Below are 17,486 nucleotides of genomic sequence, written 5' to 3' on the forward strand. Positions count from 1 at the left end.
TTTCCTTCGTACCGGTTGTCCGGATTCCGCCCTGGCCCAAACGACCGTTAAGCTGACGGTGTGGGAACCGACGAGCTGTACCCGCCCGATCGGCTGATCGCCGCGCAGCGCGCCACCGCCGCCGCCGGCCTTGACGCCCTGCTGCTCACACCCGGCAGCGACCTGCGCTACCTGACCGGGTACGACGCCCACGCGGGGGAACGGCTCACCTGCCTGGTGCTGCCCGCCGAGGGTGAGCCGACCCTGATCGTGCCGAGGCTGGAGCGCCCCGCGGCGGAGGCGTCCCCCGCACCCGCCACCGGTGTACGCATCGTCGACCACGTCGACGGCACCGACCCGTACCCCCTGGTCGCCGCCGCCCTCGACGGCCCGGTCGCTGCGGTCGGGCTGGCCGACCGGATGTGGGCCGAGCAGGTGCTCGCGCTGCGCGCCGCGCTTCCCCACGCCGCCCAGCGGCTCGCCGGCGAGGTCCTGCGGGAGTTGCGCATCCGTAAGTCGGCGGCGGAGGTGGCGGCGCTCGCCGAGGCCGGCAGGGCCATCGACGAGGTGCACCTGCGGATGGGCGAGTGGCTGCGCCCCGGCCGCACCGAGGCCGAGGTCGCCACCGACATCGCCGCGGCGATCCGGGCCGCCGGGCACGTAACCGTCGACTTCGTCATCGTGGCGTCCGGGCCGAACGGGGCCAGCCCGCACCACGGCACCTCGGACCGGCCGATCGGGGTCGGCGATCCGGTGGTGGTCGACATCGGCGGCACGATGCCGTCGGGTTACCGCTCGGACTGCACCCGCACCTACCTGGCCGGAGGGTCCGCGCCGGACGACTTCCTGGACTACTACGAGGTGCTGCGCGACGCCCAGCGCGCCGCCGTCGCGGCGGTGCGCCCCGGGATCAGCGGCGCGCAGGCCGACGCCGCGGCCCGTGAGCCGATCGCCGCCGCCGGCTACGGCGAGGCGTTCCTGCACCGCACCGGCCACGGCATCGGGCTCGACGGCCACGAGGAGCCCTACCTGGTGGCCGGCAACGACCGGCCCCTGGAGGCCGGGATGGCGTTCTCCATCGAACCGGGCATCTACCTGGCGGGGCGGCACGGCGCCCGCATCGAGGACATCGTCGTCTGCACCCCGGACGGCGTGCACCAGCTCAACACCACCCCCACGGAGCTCATCGCGCTATGACTGTCGACCGGATCCTGCCCACCGACGAGGCCCACGACCTGCTGGGCCTCGCCACCGAGCTCGCCGACCGCGAGCTCGCACCGAAGGCCGCCGCCTTCGAGGAGCGCGCCGAGTTCCCCCGCGAGGTGCTGCGTACCCTCGGCCGGGCCGGCCTGCTGGGCCTGCCCTACCCCGAGGAGTACGGCGGCGCCGCCCAGCCGTACGAGGTGTACCTGCAGGTGCTGGAGATCCTCGCCAGCCGGTGGCTCGCGGTCGCCGAGGCGGTCAGCGTGCACACCCTGTCCTGCTACCCGGTGGCGGCCTTCGGCAGCGACGAGCAGCGCAAGCTGCTGCCGGACATGATCGGCGGCGAACTGCTGGGCGCGTACTGCCTCTCCGAGCCGCAGGGCGGCTCCGACGCGGCGTCGCTGAGCACCCGGGCGGTCCGCGACGGCGACGCGTACCTGGTCTCCGGCACCAAGGCGTGGATCACGCACGCCCGGACCGCCGACTTCTACAACGTCTTCTGCCGCACCGGCGGGCCCGGCCCCAAGGGGATCTCCTGCCTGGTCGCCGATGCCGGCACTCCCGGCATCACCCCGCAGGCGGCCGAACGGACGATGGGTCTGCGCGCCTCCCCGGTGGCCCAGATCGCCTTCGACGACGCGCGGGTGCCGGCCGACCGGCTGATCGGCGGTGAGGGGGAGGGCTTCACCATCGCGATGTCCGCCCTGGACTCCGGCCGGTTGGGCATCGCGGCCTGCGCGGTCGGGCTGGCCCAGGCGGCCCTGGACTACGCGGTCGGCTACGCCCGCGAACGGCAGCAGTTCGGCCGGTCCATCATCGACTTCCAGGGCCTCGGGTTCATGGTGGCCGACGCGGCCACCCAGATCTCCGCGGCCCGCGCGTTGACGCTCGCGGCGGCCCGGCTGCGCGACGCCGGCCGCCCGTACGCGATCGAGGCGGCCAAGGCGAAGCTCTTCGCCACCGACATGGCCATGCGGGTGACCACCGACGCGGTGCAGGTGCTCGGCGGCGCGGGCTACGTGGCCGACCACCCGGTGGAGCGGTACATGCGGGAGGCCAAGGTGCTGCAGATCGTGGAGGGCACCAACCAGATCCAGCGGATGGTGATCTCCCGGGACCTGGCGCGGGGCTGAGGACGACGGGTGCCGGCGCGGGTGGTCGCGCCGGCTACCGCGTCGCCGTCGGGCGGTTTTCCCGGTAGGTTGCACGCCGTGGAGGAGATCGACCGCGCTATCGTCGCCGCGCTGACCGCCGACGGCCGTCTGTCGTACACCGACCTGGCCGAGAAGGTGGGGCTGTCGGTGTCCGCGGTGCACCAGCGGGTGCGCCGGCTGGAGCAACGCGGGGTGATCAAGGGGTACGCCGCCCGGGTGTCGTTCGAGGCGTTGGACCTGCCGCTGACCGCGTTCGTGGCGATCCGCCCGTTCGACCCGTCGCAGCCGGACGACGCGCCGGAGCGGTTGTCGCACCTGCCCGAGATCGACTCCTGCTACTCGGTGGCGGGGGAGGACTTCTACCTGCTGCTGGTGCGGGTGGCGAGCCCCGCCGACCTGGAGCGGGTGTTGCAGGAGATCCGTACCTCGGCGAACGTCACGACCCGGACCACTGTGGTGCTGTCGACCCCGTACGAGCACCGGCCGCCGAAGATCAGTGCCGCGGCGCCGGGTCGGTCGCGGTCCCGGGCGCCGGAGGAGCCGGCTGGTTCCACCGCAGGATGACCTGCCGGCCGTGCTCGTGACCGAGCGCGCTGACCGTGGCGGTCTCCAGGCGTAGCCGGCCACCCGCGGACGGCGGCAGGCCGATCCAGCGGGCGCCGAGCACCCGCAGGCTGTGCGCGTGACCGACAAGCGCGACGGTGCCCCGGTCGAGCAGCGGGGTGACCCGCTCCAGCACCCGGTCGACCCGTTCGCCGACCTGCGCGGGGGACTCCCCGCCCGGGCAGCCGTCGGTCCAAATGTTCCAGTGCGGCTGGTCGGCGTGGATGTCGACGGTGGTGCGGCCCTCGTACTCGCCGTAGTTCCACTCGCTGAGGTCCTCGTCGACGGCGTCGACGGTGAGGCCGGCGAGCTGCGCGGTGCGCAGCGCCCGGGAGCGGGGGCTGGCCAGCACTGTCACGAACCGCCGGCCGGCCAGGAACGCGGCCAGGGTGCGGGCCTGGCGCTCGCCGTCGGGGGTGAGCTCCAGATCGGTGTACGAGGTGTGCCGCAGGCTGGCGCTCCAGGTGGTCTCGCCGTGCCGGATCAGCAGGAGCTCTCCCATGCGGCCAGTTAACCACCGCTTCGGGGGGTCGGAAGGCGACCCTCCCTCAACCTATCTTCCTAGGATGCCTTAGAAGGTGTGCCAACCGGCACTGCCGGTTTCGGCACCCGGAGACCGGGCAAGCGAGCGGGGACAACCGCCAGACCGAGGAGGCGCGATGAGCTTCACCGAGAAGGCCAAGAACAAGGTCGAGCAGATGGCCGGCGCTGCGCGGGAGCGCGTCGGCGACATGACCGACAACGAGCGGATGCGTGGCGAGGGCGCCAGCCAGCAGAGCGACGCGCGCGCCAAGCAGGCCGGTCAGAACGTCAAGGACGCCGGTCGCAACGTGAAGGACTCCTTCACGAAGTGACGTGAGCGGTTCGCGGGTCCCCGGGTGCACCGTCGCCCGGGGACCCGTCCCGTGCGGCGGTTAGTGTCGCCGGGTGACGGTGCTTCGTTCCCTGGTGTTGTTCGCCCTGGCCGCGCTGGCGGAGATCGGCGGCGCGTGGTTGGTGTGGCAGGGCTGGCGGGAGCAGCGTGGCCTGTGGTGGATCGCGGCCGGTGTGGTCGCGCTGGGCTGCTACGGGTTCGTCGCGACGTTCCAGCCGGACGCGAACTTCGGCCGGATCCTGGCCGCGTACGGCGGGGTGTTCGTGGCCGGATCGTTGGGCTGGGCGATGGTGGTGGACGGCTTCCGCCCGGACCGCTGGGACGTGACCGGCGCGGCGCTCTGTCTGCTGGGCGTGGCAGTCATCATGTACGCCCCGCGTGGCGGTTCCGCCTAACCCCCACCCGGCGCGGGGCAGTGAGGGCAGCTCGCGTTTGGGATGATCGGCGGCGTGATTCGTGGTCGGATTCGTGCTCTCGGCGTCCTGGTGGTGGCGGTCGTTCTCGGCAGTGCCGGGTGTGAGGCGTCCCGGGTGCCGCCGTCGGACCAGCCGGTCTTCGTCGGCTCGTCCGCGTCGTCGACACCGTCCGTCGCGCCATCGGTCAGTGCCTCTCCGACTGTCTCGTCGTCCGGCGCCGCTGTGCCCCCGCCGTCGACAGGTGTCCCGTCGCCGACGTCGACCGGCGCCAGGGTGCCGGGTGCGACACCCGTCGGGACCAGGGCGCCGGTCGTCAACCACGGGCAGCGGACCGGCGACAAGGTCGCGTTGACCTTCGACGCGGACATGACCGACGCGATGTTGGCCAGCCTGCGTTCCGGCCGGGTGAAGTCGTACGCCAACCTGCGCATCCTCGACCTGCTGGAGCGGGAGCGGGTTCCGGCCACGTTCTTCCTGACCGGTAAGTGGGTGCAGCGGTATCCGGACGTCACCCGGCGGATCGCCGGTAATCCGCGCTTCGAGTTGGCCAACCACACCTACGGGCACGCGGCGTTCACCAAGGACTGCTACGACCTGCCCTCGCAGCCGGTGACCGAGTTGCGCGACGACGTGGCGAAGACGTTCGAGGTGATCAAACCGTACGGGGGTCGGCAGACCCGGTACTTCCGTTTCCCTGGGCTGTGTCACGACGCGGCGGCGCTGGACGCGCTGGCCCCGCTGGGCGTGACGGTGGTCGACGGGGACGTGGTCAGCGGTGATCCGTTCGCGAAGGCGTGGAAGCCGTTGGTGCGGGCGGTGGTGGACCACGCGCGCCCGGGGTCGGTGGTGATCATGCATGTGACCGAGGCGAACGCGGCGATGACCGATGAGGCGTTGCCGCACATCCTGGCCGGGTTGCGCGAGCGGGGGTTGACGCCGGCGCCGTTGTCCGAGGTGTTGGCCGGCTGAGTCGCCGTCGCGTGGCGTCGGCGGTCGGGCGGGTCGGGGTTCGGTGAGCCGTCACGGTTGAGGCCGCGTCGGACATGGAGTGTGTGTGAGCTCCGAGAAAGAGCGGGACGAGGACCGTTTCCGGCGGGCGTACGCCGAGGATTTCGAGTCGTTGCTGGCGTACGCCCTGCGGCGTGTCGCATACCCGGAGGACGCGGCCGACGTGGTCGCGGAGACCTTCCTGGTGGCGTGGCGCCGGCGGCAGGACCTTCCGGTTGCTGGTGAGGCTCGGCTGTGGCTGTACGGGGTGGCCCGGCGTGTGTTGGCGAATCATCACCGTGGGGGTGTGCGGCGGCAGCGCCTCGGTGAGCGGTTGCGCCAGCAGATTGCCGCTTCGGTCGCTGATCCGGGCAGTGCGGTGCCGGAGCGGCTTGCCGTTCGGGCGGCGTTGGCGGGTCTGCCGGAGGTGGACCGGGAGGTGCTGATGCTGACCGTGTGGGAGGGGCTGCAGCCGCATGAGGTGGCGGCGGTGCTGGGGGTGTCTCCCGCGGCGGTGCGGACCCGGTTGTCGCGGGCGCGGGCGCGGTTGCGGGGGTTGGTCGGTGACGACCCGGGGCCGCCCGGACATGTACTCGACGTGCTGACCACTTCCGCCCGCAAGGAGGACTCATGACCACGGAGGAGCGTGTCGACCGGCTGGTTCGGGATGCCGACCCGGGTGGGCTCGGGGTGATGGGGGACCTCGGTGGGGTGAGGCAGGCGCTGCTGGAGGACATCCTGTCCGAGTCGTTGGTCCGTCGTGCTGTCGGGCCACCGTGGCGGCGGTTGTGGGTGCGTCGTTTGGCGGGCGTCGTGACGGCGGCTGCCGTGCTCGTGAGTGTCGTGCCGGTGTCGATGGTGGTGCGGGGGCAGGCCGAGGGTGAGGGGGTCTCTCCGATCGTCAGCGCGGGTGCGGGAGCCGGGGCCGTCTTTTCTCCGTTGGCGATGGAGGCGGCGGAGAGGAGCCCGCGGTTGTTGATCGATCGGGCCGGTTGGACGGTCGTGGCCCTGTCTGAGTTTTCCGAGAACTATGGCATGGTCAGGTTTCGCCGGGGTGGGCGGGAACTGGAGATGAACTGGTATCCGGCGTACGTGTACGCGGACCGGTTTGCCGGTCAGCGCGATGCGGGGCCGGGGAGGTCGGTGCGGGTGGACGGTTGGCCGGCTGATGCGTTCCAGAGCCTCAGCGGTGATTTCACTGTGCTGGTGCGTCCCCGCGACGATCTGGTCGTGGAGATGAAGACCTCCGAGAACTGGTCGCGCAAGGACCTGGACCGGGTTCTCGCGGACGTCGTTCGGGTGGACGCTCGGACGTGGTTGGCGGTGCTTCCGGCGGAGATGGTCGTGCCGGTGCGGGAGCGGGCGGCGACGGTGCTCGCCGACGTGCCGCTGCCGCCGGGGTTCGATGTCGCCGCGCTGGAGGAGATCGGGGTGAGCGACTCGTACTATTTCGGTGCCGCTGTGACGTCCCGGGTGGGTTGTGGGTGGATCGCTGAGTGGCAGCGGGCGCGGGCGAGCGGGGACGAGGCCGGGGTTGGGCGGGCCGTCGAGGCGCTGCGGAGCAGCCATGGGTGGCGGGTGTTGCGGGACATGGACCGGGCCGGTGACTGGCCGGAGGTGTTCTGGGAGTACGCCGACGAGGTCGTGGCCGGGACGTTGCGGCCCTCCTATGTCCAGGGCCTGGACTGCCGGTGACGGGGAACGGCGGCGCCCCCGGGATGACCATCCCGGGGGCGCCGCCGTTGGTGGTTCAGTCGTCGCGGTGGTCGGTCCACCACTGCTGGCCGTCGGCGGGCAGGGTGTCGATCGGGTCGTAGTAGGCGTAGCGCTTGTTGAGCGCCTCCAGGTCGGCGGATTCGATGGAGGTGCGGTAGTTCTTGGTCCAGTAGGAGATGCCGCGTTCGCGGTCGTAGTCGGTGAGCATGTGCACCCAGCGCTTGCCGACGAAGGGGACGTCGCAGACGATGCGGGGGGTGGCGTAGCCGGGGAGGTAGCCCATGATGTCGTGCTGGAGCTGCTGGGCGTGCCAGACCGGGACGCGCCAGTGTTCGGCGTTGGGGATCATGTCGCACATGTAGAAGTAGTACGGCAGGATGCCGGCCTCGCCCTGCAAGGCGAAGCAGAGGTCGAGCAGTTCCGGGGTGGTGGCGTTGACGCCGCGCATGAGGACGCCCTGGTTGCGGACGTCGCGGACGCCGACGTCGAGGGCGGTCTGGGCGGCCTTGGCGACCAGTGGGGTGAGCGACTGGGCGTGGTTGACGTGGGTGTGGATGGCGAGGTTGACGCCGCGTCGGGCGGCGGTGCGGGCGACGCGTTCCAGGCCTTCGACGACGTCGGGTTGTAGCCAGTGCTGGGGGAGGCCCATGAGGGCTTTGGTGGCGAGTCGGATGTCGCGCACCGTCTCCAGTTCCAGCAGTCGCATGAGGTACGACTCGAGGTTGCGCCAGGGGACGTTGGCGACGTCGCCGCCGGAGACGACGACGTCGCGGACGCCGGGGTGGCCCTTGAGGTAGGCGATGTGGGCGTCGTAGCGGTCGACGGGCTTGAGGGTGAGTTTGAGTTTGTCGACGGCGGGGGTGGAGTTGCCGACGAGGTCCATCCGGGTGCAGTGCCCGCAGTACTGGGGGCAGGTGGAGAGCAGTTCGGCGAGGACCTTGGTGGGGTAGCGGTGGGTGAGGCCTTCGGCGACCCACATGTCGTGCTCGTGGAGGCTGTCGCGGCTGGCGTAGGGGTGTGAGGGCCAGTCGGTGCGGCGGTCGGAGGCGACGGGGATCATGTAGCGGCGGATGGGGTCGGCGAGCAGCGCCTCGGTGGTGAGGGGTGCGAACGGCACCATCGTGTTGATCATTTGTGGTGGCACCAGCATGGACATGGTGGCCAGGGCCTTCTGGTCGGCCTCGAGGTCGGCGTAGAAGGTCTCGTCGACGAGGTCGCCGAAGACGGCGCGGAGCTGCTTGATGTTCTTGACGCAGTTGACGCGTTGCCACTGGGCGGATTCCCACTGGTCGCGGGTGACGGTGCGCCAGCCGGGGAAGCGGGTCCAGTCGGGTTCGACCAGGGGGCGGCGGTGGTATTCGTAGGGCTGCCCGGCGGTCGGTGCCGCGACCGGGGCGTGACGGGGTTGCGGGATGGTCTGGGTCACGGCCCCTCCTCGGTGGTGCTGTTGATCGACGGGCCCGAAGGCTACTGGAAAATATTCGGTACAGAAACTAGTCTGCCGTAAGTTTTCCCGCTACGCGAGCCTTGACCGGGGCTTCGGGCGGCTGGGCAGGGGAGGTTGGCGTGACGTCACCGGTGGGACTGCACCGCGTCGTGCAACCGGCGGGGGTGCTGCCGCAGGCGGCCTGGCGCCTGGACGCGTCGGCGGAGATCGCACCGAACGAGGTGCGGATCCGGGTGCAGCGGCTGAACCTGGACGCGGCGAGTTTCCGGCAGTTGTCGGAGAAACACGGCGGTGACGGCGACGCGGTCCGCGCCGAGGTGCTGGAAATCATCTCGACGCGGGGCAAGATGCAGAACCCGGTGACCGGGTCCGGTGGGATGTTGATCGGCACGGTCGAGGAGGCGGGCCGGCGTTCCCCGTTGGGGTTGAAGGTCGGCGAGCGGGTGGCGACCCTGGTGTCGTTGACGCTGACCCCGCTGGTCGTGACCGACGGGCTGGCTCGGTGGGACGGGCGCAGTGAGCAGGTGCCCTGTGACGGGTGGGCGATCCTGTTCGCGCGGTCCATCGCGGCGGTGCTGCCCGACGACGAGGACCCGCAGTTGTCCCTGGCGGTGCTGGACGTGTGTGGGGCGCCCGCGTTGACCGCGCGGGTGGTGTCGCGCTACGTCGAGGACCGTCGTCGTGTCGGTGACCCGACGCCGGTGCGGGTGGCGGTGATCGGCGGGGCGGGCAAGAGCGGGTCGTTGTCGCTCGCGGCGGCGCGGCGGGCGGGTGCCGCGCGTACCGTCGGGGTGGTGCCGGTGGCGGCGGAGCGCGACGCGCTGACGGCCGCCGGGCTGGCGTCGACGGTGGCGTTGGCCGACGCGCGGGACCCGGTGGGGTTGTCCACGGCGGTGACGACCGCCCTGGGCGCGCCGGCGGACGTCACTGTGGTGTGCGTGGACGTGCCGGGGTGTGAGCACGGCGCGGTGTTGGCCACCGCGGACGGCGGCACGGTGATCTTCTTCTCGATGGCGACGAGCTTCTCGGCGGCGGCGTTGGGCGCGGAGGGGTTGGCGGCGGACGTGACGATGCTGGTGGGCAACGGGTACGTGCCGGGGCACGCGGAGTTGGCGTTGGGGTTGTTGCGCGCCGAGCCGGGGGTGCGTCAGCTGTTCGCGGCGCGGGTCGCGGCAGACTGAGGTCATGACGAACCCCTCGACGTTGTACCGCGGCGGCGTGCTGCACTGTCCCGCCGACCCGAGCGCGACCGCCCTGCTGGTGTCCGATGGGCGGATTGCCTGGTTGGGGACCGACGGTGACGCGCCGCCGGCCGATCGGGTGGTGGACCTGGACGGGGCGTTGGTGACCCCGGCGTTCGTCGATGCGCATGTGCACGCCACCGACACGGGGTTGGCGTTGTCCGGGCTGGAGTTGTCCGGGGTGCGAACGGCTGCGCAGTTGTTGGACGCGGTGGCCGGGTTCGCGGCGGGTCTGCCGGCGGACGCGGTGGTGCTGGGGCACGGCTGGGACGAGTCGGGCTGGTCGGATCCGGTGTTGCCGGACGCGGCGGCGTTGGATCGGGCGGCCGGCGGGCGGCGGGTGTACCTGTCGCAGGCGTCGATCCATTCGGCGTTGGTGTCGTCGGCGCTGCTGGCGGCGTGTCCGCAGGCGGCGCGGGCGGCCGGGTTCGACGCGTCGGGGTGGTTGCGGCGCGACGCGCACCACGTGGTGCGGGCGGCGGCGCAGGGGTCGGTGAGCCGGGCGCAGCGGGTGGCCGCGCAGCGGGTGGCGCTGTCGCAGGCGGCGTCGCTGGGGATCGCGGCGGTGCACGAGTGCGGTGGTCCGGACATCTCCGACGAGGAGGACTTCACCGGGTTGCTGGGCATCTCCGGTGCGGGGGTGCCGGAGGTGTACGGGTACTGGGGTGAGTTGGGTGGCGCGGCGCGGGCCCGGGAGCTGGGTGCCGTGGGCGCCGGTGGGGACCTGTTCGCCGACGGGGCGTTGGGTTCGCGTACGGCGCACGTGTCGCGGGCGTACGACGACGGTGACGGGTGCGGGCACGGGTACCTGACGGCCGAGCAGGTGCGTGATCACCTGTTGGACTGCGCGGCGCACGGCATGCAGGGCGGTTTCCACGCGATCGGTGACGCGGCGATCGGCACGGTCCTCGACGGGTTCGCGGCGGCTGCCGCGACGGTGGGTGTGGAGCGGTTGCGGGCGGCCCGGCACCGCATCGAGCACGCGGAGATCATGAACAGGCGGTTGATCGCCCGGTTCGTGGAGTACGGGGTTGTGGCGAGCGTGCAGCCGGCGTTCGATCGGTTGTGGGGTGGCGCGGGTCGGATGTACGAGGCGCGGTTGGGGTTGGACCGGTCGTTGGAGTCGAATCCGATGGGTGCGCTGCACTCGGTGGGTGTGGCGTTGGCGTTCGGGTCGGATTCGCCGGTGACGCCGCTGGACCCGTGGGGTTCGGTGCGGGCGGCGGCGGCGCACCACAACCCGGCGCAGCGGATGAGTGTGCGGGCGGCGTTCGCCGCGCACACCCGTGGTGGGTGGCGGGCGGTGCACCTGGACGCCGAGGGGGTCCTCGCGTTGGGCGCGCCGGCGACGTTCGCGGTGTGGTCGACGCCGGCGGGGGTGGAGCGGGGTCTGCCGGTGTTGCTGGCCGAGGACCCGGACCTGCGGGGCCCGGACGACCCGACGCCGCTGCCGGTGTGCCGGCGGTTGGTGCTGCGCGGCGAGGTCATCTACGAGGAAGGGTCGTCGTGAGCGAGCAGATGAGCGGTGTGGCGTGACCGGGAAGCTTGATCTTGATCCGGTGTTGGTGGCGCGGGCGCGGGAGTTGGCGCGCCGGGCCGGGCAACCGGTGGTGGACCTGGCGCGCAGCCACACGACGGTGTCGGTGGAGCGGGCGGTGCTGCGGCTGGCCGGGGTGACCGGCGCCGACCCGGACGGCATTCCGTGGGTGAACCGGCTCGTCGACGCGGTCGCCGCGGACGTGGGTCTGGGGCACGGGGTCGCGGTGCCGGTCTTCGACGCTCTCGCCCGTGAGGGTCTCACCGACGTGACGTTGCTGGCGCAGAAGGCCGCGGCCGGGTCGGTGCGGTTCACCCAGCCGACCGGTCGGGCGGCGACGGCGGCCCGCAGCGCGGCGCGCAAGGCGGTCGGGGCGGGTATCCGGCGCATCGACCGGCGGCGCGCCGAGCGGGACCGGCTGGTGAAGCGGCACGGTGACCCGGCGCAGCGGCCGTGGATCTACCTGATCGTGGCCACGGGCGACATCTACGAGGACATCCCGCAGGCGCAGGCGGCGGCGCGGGCGGGCGCGGACGTGATCGCGGTGATCCGTTCCACCGGGCAGTCGCTGTTGGACTACGTGCCCGAGGGCGCGACCCGGGAGGGGTTCGCCGGCACGTACGCCACGCAGGAGAACTTCCGGTTGATGCGCGCGGCGTTGGACGAGTCGTCGAAGGAGGTGGGCCGCTACGTGCGGTTGACCAACTACGCGTCGGGGTTGTGCATGCCGGAGATGGCGACCCTCGCGGGCCTGGAACGGCTCGACATGATGTTGAACGACTCGATGTACGGGATCCTGTTCCGCGACATCAACCCGGTGCGCACGTTCGTCGACCAGCGGTTCTCCCGGCAGGTGCACGCGCGCGCCGGGATCATCATCAACACCGGTGAGGACAACTACCTGACCACCGCCGACGCGGTCGACGAGGCGCACACGGTGACGGTGTCGCAGCTGCTCAACGAGTTCTTCGCGCACGAGGCGGGGCTGGCGGACTGGCAGTTGGGGTTGGGGCACGCGTTCGAGATCAACCCGGAGGTGCCGGAGTCGTTCCGCCTGGAGTTGGCCCACGCGTTGTTGGCGCGGGAGTTGTTCCCGGACGCGCCGTTGAAGTGGATGCCACCGACGAAGCACATGACCGGTGACGTGTTCCGGGGCAACCTGCTCGACGGGTTCTTCAACCTGGCGGGGGCGCTGACCGGTCAGGGCATCCTGCTGGTGGGGATGATGACCGAGGCGGTGGTGACGCCGTGGTTGTCGGACCGGGACATCGCCCTGCAGAACGTGCGGTACGTGCTGGGGGCGGCCGGTGGGTTGCACGAGGATTTCGTGCCGGCGCCGGGCGGGTTCATCCGCCGCCGCGCCAACCAGGTCCTCGGTGAGGCGCTGGACCTGTTGGAACGCATCGGGGAGCAGACGTTGCTGACGGCGATCGCCGAGGGCACCTTCGGGATCATGAAGCGGCCCGCGGACCGGGGCAAGGGCCTCGCCGGGGTCGCCGCGCACGAGCAGGACTACTGCAACCCGGCTACCGAGATCCTGGAGGCGGCGTCATGAGCGAGCGAACCGGTCAGCACAGTAGCGACCGCTCACGACGCCGCGGCGCGGCGTCGTGAGCGGCCAGATCGTGCGGCCGTACGGGGACACCACCGGTGACGGGATGGTGCAGGTGTCGTTCACCCTGCCGGTGTCGCACGACAAGCGGGCCGAGGGCGCGGCGGTGCAGCTGGCCAACAAGATGGGCATCGACCCGGCGATGGTGGTGCACGCCAAACCGATGGGCGACGGGTTCACGTTCTTCGTCGTGTACGGGCGGGTCAACCACCTGGTCGACCTGAACGCGGTGCAGGTGGTGGAACGGGACTTCGCCCTGCTGTCGGCGAAGGACGTCAACACGGTGATCAAGCAGCGGTTGCGGCGCAAGTTGTCGGTGGTCGGGGCGTGCATCGGCACCGACGCGCACACCGTGGGCATCGACGCGATCCTCAACGTCAAGGGCATCGCGGGGGAGAAGGGCCTGGAGTACTACCGGGAGTTGAAGGTCACCAACATGGGTGCGCAGGTCAGCGTGCCGGAGTTGGTGGAGATGGCCCGGGTGGAGAAGGCCGACGCGGTGCTGGTGTCGCAGGTCGTCACGCAACGCGACGCGCACCTGCACAACACCCGGGAGATGTCGGCGGCGTTCCGGGAGGCGATGCCCGCGGGCAAGCGACCGCTGTTGATCGTCGGTGGTCCCCGGTTCGACGAGACGATGACCGACGAGTTGGGTGTGGACCGGATCTTCGGTCGGGGCACCACGCCCGGCGAGGTGGCCAGCTACCTCGTGCACGCCCTGATCACGAAGCGGAAGGCGATGGCATGAGGACGGTAGTGGCATGACCGACGCACGGCTCGGGTTGACGGTGACGCACCGGCGGTATGTGCCGTACTCGCACGCCCACTACGCGGGCAACCTGGTCGACGGGGCGTACGCCCTGGGGTTGTTCGGGGACGTGGCGACCGAGGTGTGCATCCGCACCGACGGCGACGAGGGCCTGTTCGCCGGGTACTCCGACGTGCGGTTCACCGCCCCCATCCACGCCGGTGACGTGGTGGAGGTGACCGCGCAGGTGTCGCGGGTGGGCTCCCGCAGCCGCACCCTGGAGTTGGCGTGCGTGGTGGTGTGCCGGGGCCGCCCGGACCGCTCCGAGTCCGCCGCGGAGGTCCTGGACCCACCGATCGTGGCGGTCACCGCGACCGGCACCGTGGTCGTCCCCGCCGAAGACCGGTGACCCTGGCCGTCTGCGCGGACGTCGGGTCCACGTACACCAAGGCGGCGGTGGTGGACCTGGCCGCCGGCGTGCTGGTGGGTGCGGCGTCGGCGCCCACGACGGTCGGCACCGACGTGCTGCACGGCCTGGACGCCGCGGTCACGGCGGCCACCGCCGGGCTCGGTGTCCGCGACGTGCCGTGGTACGTGTGCTCGTCGGCCGGCGGTGGGCTGCGGCTGGCCGTCATCGGGTACGAGCCGCTGGTCACCGCGCAGGCCGGCCGGCGCGTCGGGTTGTCCGCCGGCGCGCACGTGGTGCACGTGGCGGCCGGTCGGCTCGGCGCGGCGGACCTGACGGCGTTGCGCGCCTCCCGACCCGACGTGGTCCTGCTGGTCGGCGGCACCGACGGCGGTGACGCCGACACGGTCACCCACAACGCGACCCGGCTGGCCCGCGCCCGGTGGCGCAAACCGGTGGTGTACGCGGGCAACGCCGACGTCCGCGAGGACCTCACCGCCCTGCTGGCGGCCGCCGGGGTGCCGGTGACGGGCGCGGAGAACGTCCTGCCCCGCATCGGGGTCCTCGCCCCGGCGTCGGCGCGGGCGGCGATCCGTGAGGTGTTCCTGCGCCACGTCATCGGGGGTAAACGACTGTCGCGGGGCACCCGGTTCGCGCGGCTGGTCCGCGCGGCCACCCCCGATGCGGTCCTCAGCGGTGTGGAGGTGCTCGCCGACACCGTCGGCGGTGACCTGGCCGTGGTCGACGTGGGTGGCGCCACCACCGACGTGTACTCGGTGCTCACCCCCGACGAGCGGGCCACCGGGCCCGGTCGGGAGGTCGCCGGCAGCCTCTGGCGGGCCCGCACCGTCGAGGGGGACCTGGGCATGCGGTGGAGCGCCCCCGGGGTGCTGCGCGCCGCCGTCGAGGAGCGGCTGCTGACCCCGGGCGACGCCGACGCCCTGGCGGCCGACGCGGACCGTCGGGCCACCGACCCGGCGTTCCTGGCCGTCGACGACCCGCAGCGGGCCGTGGACGCCCGGATCGCCACCCTCGCGGCGACGGTGGCTCTGCGGCGACACGCGCGGGGCGCCGCGACGGGTGAGCGGGCCGGACGGGACCTGCGTGACGTGCGGTTGCTGGTGGGCTCCGGTGGTGTGTTGCGGCACGCCCCGACACCCGTGTCCGGGCAGGTGTTGGCGGCGGTCCTCGCCGACCACGCCGGCGGGTGGGCGTTGCCGCGCGCCGCCGCCGCGGTGGTCGACGCCGACTACGTGTTGGCCGCCGGAGGGCTCCTCGCGCAGGAGCATCGGGCGGCGGCGGGGATGCTGCTGCGTCACCATCTGCGGACACATTGAGACGCGCCGACCCGACACGCCGTGTCGCAACACACGACAGGCCGGGTGTGGGTTGACAACCAACGGGGGTCGGCACGTACCGTCTTTGAGTCCTACCACGGGAAGCGGCTGTTGTTCGCTTCGTCCCTTCGTCCGCTGGCCGAGCGACATGTTTTCAGCATCATCGTCGCGGCGGCCAGGTCCAGCGGGCGGGGGTCGGCGGGGCGGCGCGAACCGGCCGCGGTTACCGGTGTACGGGCAGGGTGAGGTGCACGGCCAGTAGACAACGGCCCGGCGGGGGCAGCCAGTCCACGTCCGGTCGGTCCGAAGGTCGTCGTGCCCCATCCTCGCCACACCGGCCGGGAAGGGCCTGGGAGCATCGGGGCGCGGCGCGAGCCGCGCCCCGATTTCGTTCCCCACCGGGGCGTGAGACAGCACCCGTGCCGCTTTCCGTGAGCATCGCGCCCCACCGCTCACTGCCGGCTGCCCGATGCGGCCGCTCCAGCCCCCGGCCAGGTAGCCTTCGCCCCGTGATCGAGGTGAAGCGGTGACGACCCTGGACCGGGATGAGACGCACGCCCCGGCAGAGCCGACCAGGCCGGTGGTGACCGGTCGGCCGCTGCCATTGCGGGTGGCCGTGCCTCTGGCCGTGGCCGCCGGGCTGGCCCTGCTGGTGGCGTTCCCCCCGTACGGGGTGTGGCCGCTCGCCCCGGTCGGCGTGGCGTTGCTGGCCGCCGCCACCCACCGGCGGCGGTTGCGCGCCGGCGCCGGCCTGGGCTTCCTCACCGGCGTGGCGCTCTTCGCCCCGCTGCTGGCCTGGACGAACCTGCACACCGGCTACCTGCCGTGGGTGCTCCTGTCGCTGCTGCAGGCCGGCTACCTGGCGTTGCTCGGCGCGGCCACCGCCTGGGTGTCCCCGCTGGTCGACCGCGTCCGCTGGTCGTGGCCGGTGCTGACCGGCCTGCTGTGGGTCGGGCAGGAAGCCCTGCGCGACCGCACCCCGTTCGGCGGTTTCCCCTGGGGGCGGCTGGCGTTCAGCCAGGACACCTCCCCGCTGCTGCGCCTGGCCTCGCTCGGCGGCGCGCCGCTGGTGACCTTCGCGGCGGCGCTCCTGGGCGGGCTGCTCGTCACCGCCGCCTGGCACACCTGGACCACAGTGCGTCCCACCACCCTCACCGACCCCACCGACACCGCGTCGACCGTCGACGGTGCGGACGCCGCCCCGGCCACCGGGTCGTCGGCGCGGCGGTGGACGCTGGTGGCCGTACCGGCCGCCCTGGCCGTCGCGCTGACCGCCGGGGCGCTGCTCGTGCCCGTCGCCGCCGCCGGGTCCGGCGCCACGGTCACCGTGGCGATCGTGCAGGGCAACGTGCCGCGCCTGGGCCTGGACTTCAACGCCCAACGGCAGGCGGTGCTCAACAACCACGTCGACGCCACCCTCGAACTGGCCGCCCGGGTCGCCGCCGGCCAACAGGACCAACCCGACCTGGTGGTGTGGCCGGAGAACTCCAGCGACATCGACCCGCTGCGCAACCCCACCGCCGGTGCGCGGATCTCCCAGGCCGCCGACACCGTGCGCGCGCCGATCCTGGTCGGCGCGGTGCTGCTCGGCCCGGGCGCCGGGCAGGTCCGCAACGCGGGCATCCTGTGGCGGCCCGGCACCGGGCCCGACATGGACCAGCTGTACACCAAACGCCACCCCGTGCCGTTCGCCGAGTACGTGCCGCTGCGCGACGTGGCCCGCATGGTCAGCAAGCAGGTCGACCTGATCCGCAACGACTTCGTGCCGGGGAGCACCCCGGGCGTGGTACGCGTCGGCCCGGCCGTCCTGGGTGACGTGATCTGCTTCGAGGTCGCCTACGACGCCGTGGTCCGCGACACCGTCACCGGCGGCGCGCAACTGCTGGTCGTGCAGACCAACAACGCGACGTTCGACGTGGCGGAGGCCCGCCAGCAGCTGGCCATGGTCCGGTTGCGGGCCGTCGAGCACGGCCGACCGGCGTTGATGGCCTCCACGGTCGGCGTGTCCGGGTTCGTGGCACCCGACGGGCGGGTAAGCGATGCCACCGGCTTCAACACCCGGGAGGTCGTGGTGCGACAGCTGCGCCTCGACGACGGACGTACCCTCGCCACCCGGCTCGGATGGTGGCCGGAGGTGGCGCTCGCCGCGTTGGCCGCGGCGGCCCTGGTCGGCGCGGCGGTGGTGCGCCGGCGGCAACGGATCATGCCCGGTTAGCAACAGCCGGT

General features: G+C 72.3%; 17 protein-coding genes. 15 read left to right on the forward strand and 2 right to left on the reverse strand.

The features are described from left to right. Positions 1-60: 60 nt before the first annotated feature. From O7631_RS22080 to O7631_RS22090, 3 genes are all read left to right on the forward strand, one after another. Positions 61-1,176 (forward strand): Xaa-Pro peptidase family protein, encoded by a 1,116-nt coding sequence (locus O7631_RS22080; RefSeq protein WP_278145972.1) that lies wholly within the window; start codon positions 61-63, stop codon positions 1,174-1,176. Continuing rightward, positions 1,173-2,315, forward strand: coding sequence for an acyl-CoA dehydrogenase family protein (locus O7631_RS22085; protein WP_278145973.1), 1,143 nt, complete (start codon positions 1,173-1,175; stop codon positions 2,313-2,315). Before O7631_RS22080 ends, O7631_RS22085 begins: the two co-directional genes overlap by 4 nt. A gap of 78 nt (positions 2,316-2,393) precedes the next feature. Then, entirely contained in the window at positions 2,394-2,900 is a 507-nt protein-coding gene (locus O7631_RS22090) for an Lrp/AsnC family transcriptional regulator (RefSeq protein WP_278145974.1), read from the forward strand. Here the strand turns inward: O7631_RS22090 and O7631_RS22095 are convergent. Continuing rightward, the gene (locus O7631_RS22095; protein ID WP_088989635.1) at positions 2,830-3,441 is read right to left on the reverse strand and encodes a histidine phosphatase family protein; all 612 of its coding nucleotides are present in this window, start codon (positions 3,439-3,441) and stop codon (positions 2,830-2,832) included. The genes O7631_RS22090 and O7631_RS22095 overlap by 71 nt on opposite strands. A 157-nt stretch (positions 3,442-3,598) precedes the next feature. Here O7631_RS22095 and O7631_RS22100 point away from each other — a divergent pair, with 157 nt between their 5' ends. The 5 genes from O7631_RS22100 to O7631_RS22120 all read left to right on the forward strand — a co-directional run bounded on the left by O7631_RS22100 (position 3,599) and on the right by O7631_RS22120 (position 6,911). Next, positions 3,599-3,793, forward strand: a complete 195-nt coding sequence (locus O7631_RS22100; protein ID WP_088989634.1) for a CsbD family protein — start codon at positions 3,599-3,601, stop codon at positions 3,791-3,793. A 73-nt stretch (positions 3,794-3,866) separates the two neighbouring features. Next, positions 3,867-4,208 (forward strand): YnfA family protein, encoded by a 342-nt coding sequence (locus tag O7631_RS22105; RefSeq protein ID WP_278145975.1) that lies wholly within the window; start codon positions 3,867-3,869, stop codon positions 4,206-4,208. A gap of 54 nt (positions 4,209-4,262) precedes the next feature. Continuing rightward, on the forward strand, positions 4,263-5,198 hold the full coding sequence (locus tag O7631_RS22110) for a polysaccharide deacetylase family protein (protein ID WP_278145976.1): 936 nt from the start codon (positions 4,263-4,265) through the stop codon (positions 5,196-5,198). 85 nt (positions 5,199-5,283) lie between these two features. Beyond that, a complete protein-coding gene (locus O7631_RS22115) occupies positions 5,284-5,850 on the forward strand; it encodes an RNA polymerase sigma factor (protein ID WP_278145977.1) in 567 nt (188 codons plus the stop codon). Next, a complete protein-coding gene (locus O7631_RS22120; RefSeq protein WP_278145978.1) occupies positions 5,847-6,911 on the forward strand; it encodes a hypothetical protein in 1,065 nt (354 codons plus the stop codon). Before O7631_RS22115 ends, O7631_RS22120 begins: the two co-directional genes overlap by 4 nt. A gap of 55 nt (positions 6,912-6,966) precedes the next feature. Here O7631_RS22120 and O7631_RS22125 read toward each other — a convergent pair whose 3' ends face one another. Further along, positions 6,967-8,358, reverse strand: coding sequence for a lysine 2,3-aminomutase (locus O7631_RS22125; protein ID WP_278145979.1), 1,392 nt, complete (start codon positions 8,356-8,358; stop codon positions 6,967-6,969). 152 nt (positions 8,359-8,510) lie between these two features. Here O7631_RS22125 and O7631_RS22130 point away from each other — a divergent pair, with 152 nt between their 5' ends. The 7 genes from O7631_RS22130 to lnt all read left to right on the forward strand — a co-directional run bounded on the left by O7631_RS22130 (position 8,511) and on the right by lnt (position 17,475). Next, complete coding sequence (locus O7631_RS22130) at positions 8,511-9,560, forward strand: zinc-binding alcohol dehydrogenase (RefSeq protein ID WP_278147994.1); 1,050 nt, start codon at positions 8,511-8,513, stop codon at positions 9,558-9,560. Positions 9,561-9,564: 4 nt separating this feature from the next. Next, positions 9,565-11,130, forward strand: coding sequence for an amidohydrolase family protein (locus O7631_RS22135; protein WP_278145980.1), 1,566 nt, complete (start codon positions 9,565-9,567; stop codon positions 11,128-11,130). Positions 11,131-11,152: 22 nt separating this feature from the next. Then, positions 11,153-12,712, forward strand: coding sequence for a lysine 5,6-aminomutase subunit alpha (locus tag O7631_RS22140; RefSeq protein ID WP_278145981.1), 1,560 nt, complete (start codon positions 11,153-11,155; stop codon positions 12,710-12,712). Positions 12,713-12,767: 55 nt separating this feature from the next. Further along, positions 12,768-13,517 carry an OAM dimerization domain-containing protein gene (locus O7631_RS22145; RefSeq protein ID WP_278145982.1) on the forward strand — a complete coding sequence of 250 codons (750 nt, stop codon included), beginning with the start codon at positions 12,768-12,770 and terminating at the stop codon, positions 13,515-13,517. Positions 13,518-13,530: 13 nt separating this feature from the next. Beyond that, entirely contained in the window at positions 13,531-13,926 is a 396-nt protein-coding gene (locus O7631_RS22150; protein WP_278145983.1) for a hotdog domain-containing protein, read from the forward strand. Then, positions 13,923-15,260: a glutamate mutase L gene (locus O7631_RS22155; protein ID WP_278145984.1), complete on the forward strand. Its 1,338-nt coding sequence runs from the start codon at positions 13,923-13,925 to the stop codon at positions 15,258-15,260. Before O7631_RS22150 ends, O7631_RS22155 begins: the two co-directional genes overlap by 4 nt. 583 nt (positions 15,261-15,843) lie before the next feature. Further along, positions 15,844-17,475 carry an apolipoprotein N-acyltransferase gene (gene lnt, locus O7631_RS22160; protein ID WP_278147995.1) on the forward strand — a complete coding sequence of 544 codons (1,632 nt, stop codon included), beginning with the start codon at positions 15,844-15,846 and terminating at the stop codon, positions 17,473-17,475. Positions 17,476-17,486: the final 11 nt, after the last annotated feature.

The organism is Micromonospora sp. WMMD967 (genome assembly GCF_029626165.1).
Lineage (GTDB): Bacteria > Actinomycetota > Actinomycetes > Mycobacteriales > Micromonosporaceae > Micromonospora > Micromonospora taraxaci.

Excerpts from the sequence above, each read along its gene's own strand:
- O7631_RS22120 (WP_278145978.1), top strand. The coding sequence starts at position 5,847 with ATGACCACGGAGGAGCGTGTCGACCGGCTGGTTCGGGATGCCGACCCG.
- O7631_RS22095 (WP_088989635.1), bottom strand. The coding sequence starts at position 3,441 with ATGGGAGAGCTCCTGCTGATCCGGCACGGCGAGACCACCTGGAGCGCC.
- O7631_RS22150 (WP_278145983.1), top strand. The coding sequence starts at position 13,531 with ATGACCGACGCACGGCTCGGGTTGACGGTGACGCACCGGCGGTATGTG.
- O7631_RS22135 (WP_278145980.1), top strand. The coding sequence starts at position 9,565 with ATGACGAACCCCTCGACGTTGTACCGCGGCGGCGTGCTGCACTGTCCC.
- O7631_RS22100 (WP_088989634.1), top strand. The coding sequence starts at position 3,599 with ATGAGCTTCACCGAGAAGGCCAAGAACAAGGTCGAGCAGATGGCCGGC.
- O7631_RS22085 (WP_278145973.1), top strand. The coding sequence starts at position 1,173 with ATGACTGTCGACCGGATCCTGCCCACCGACGAGGCCCACGACCTGCTG.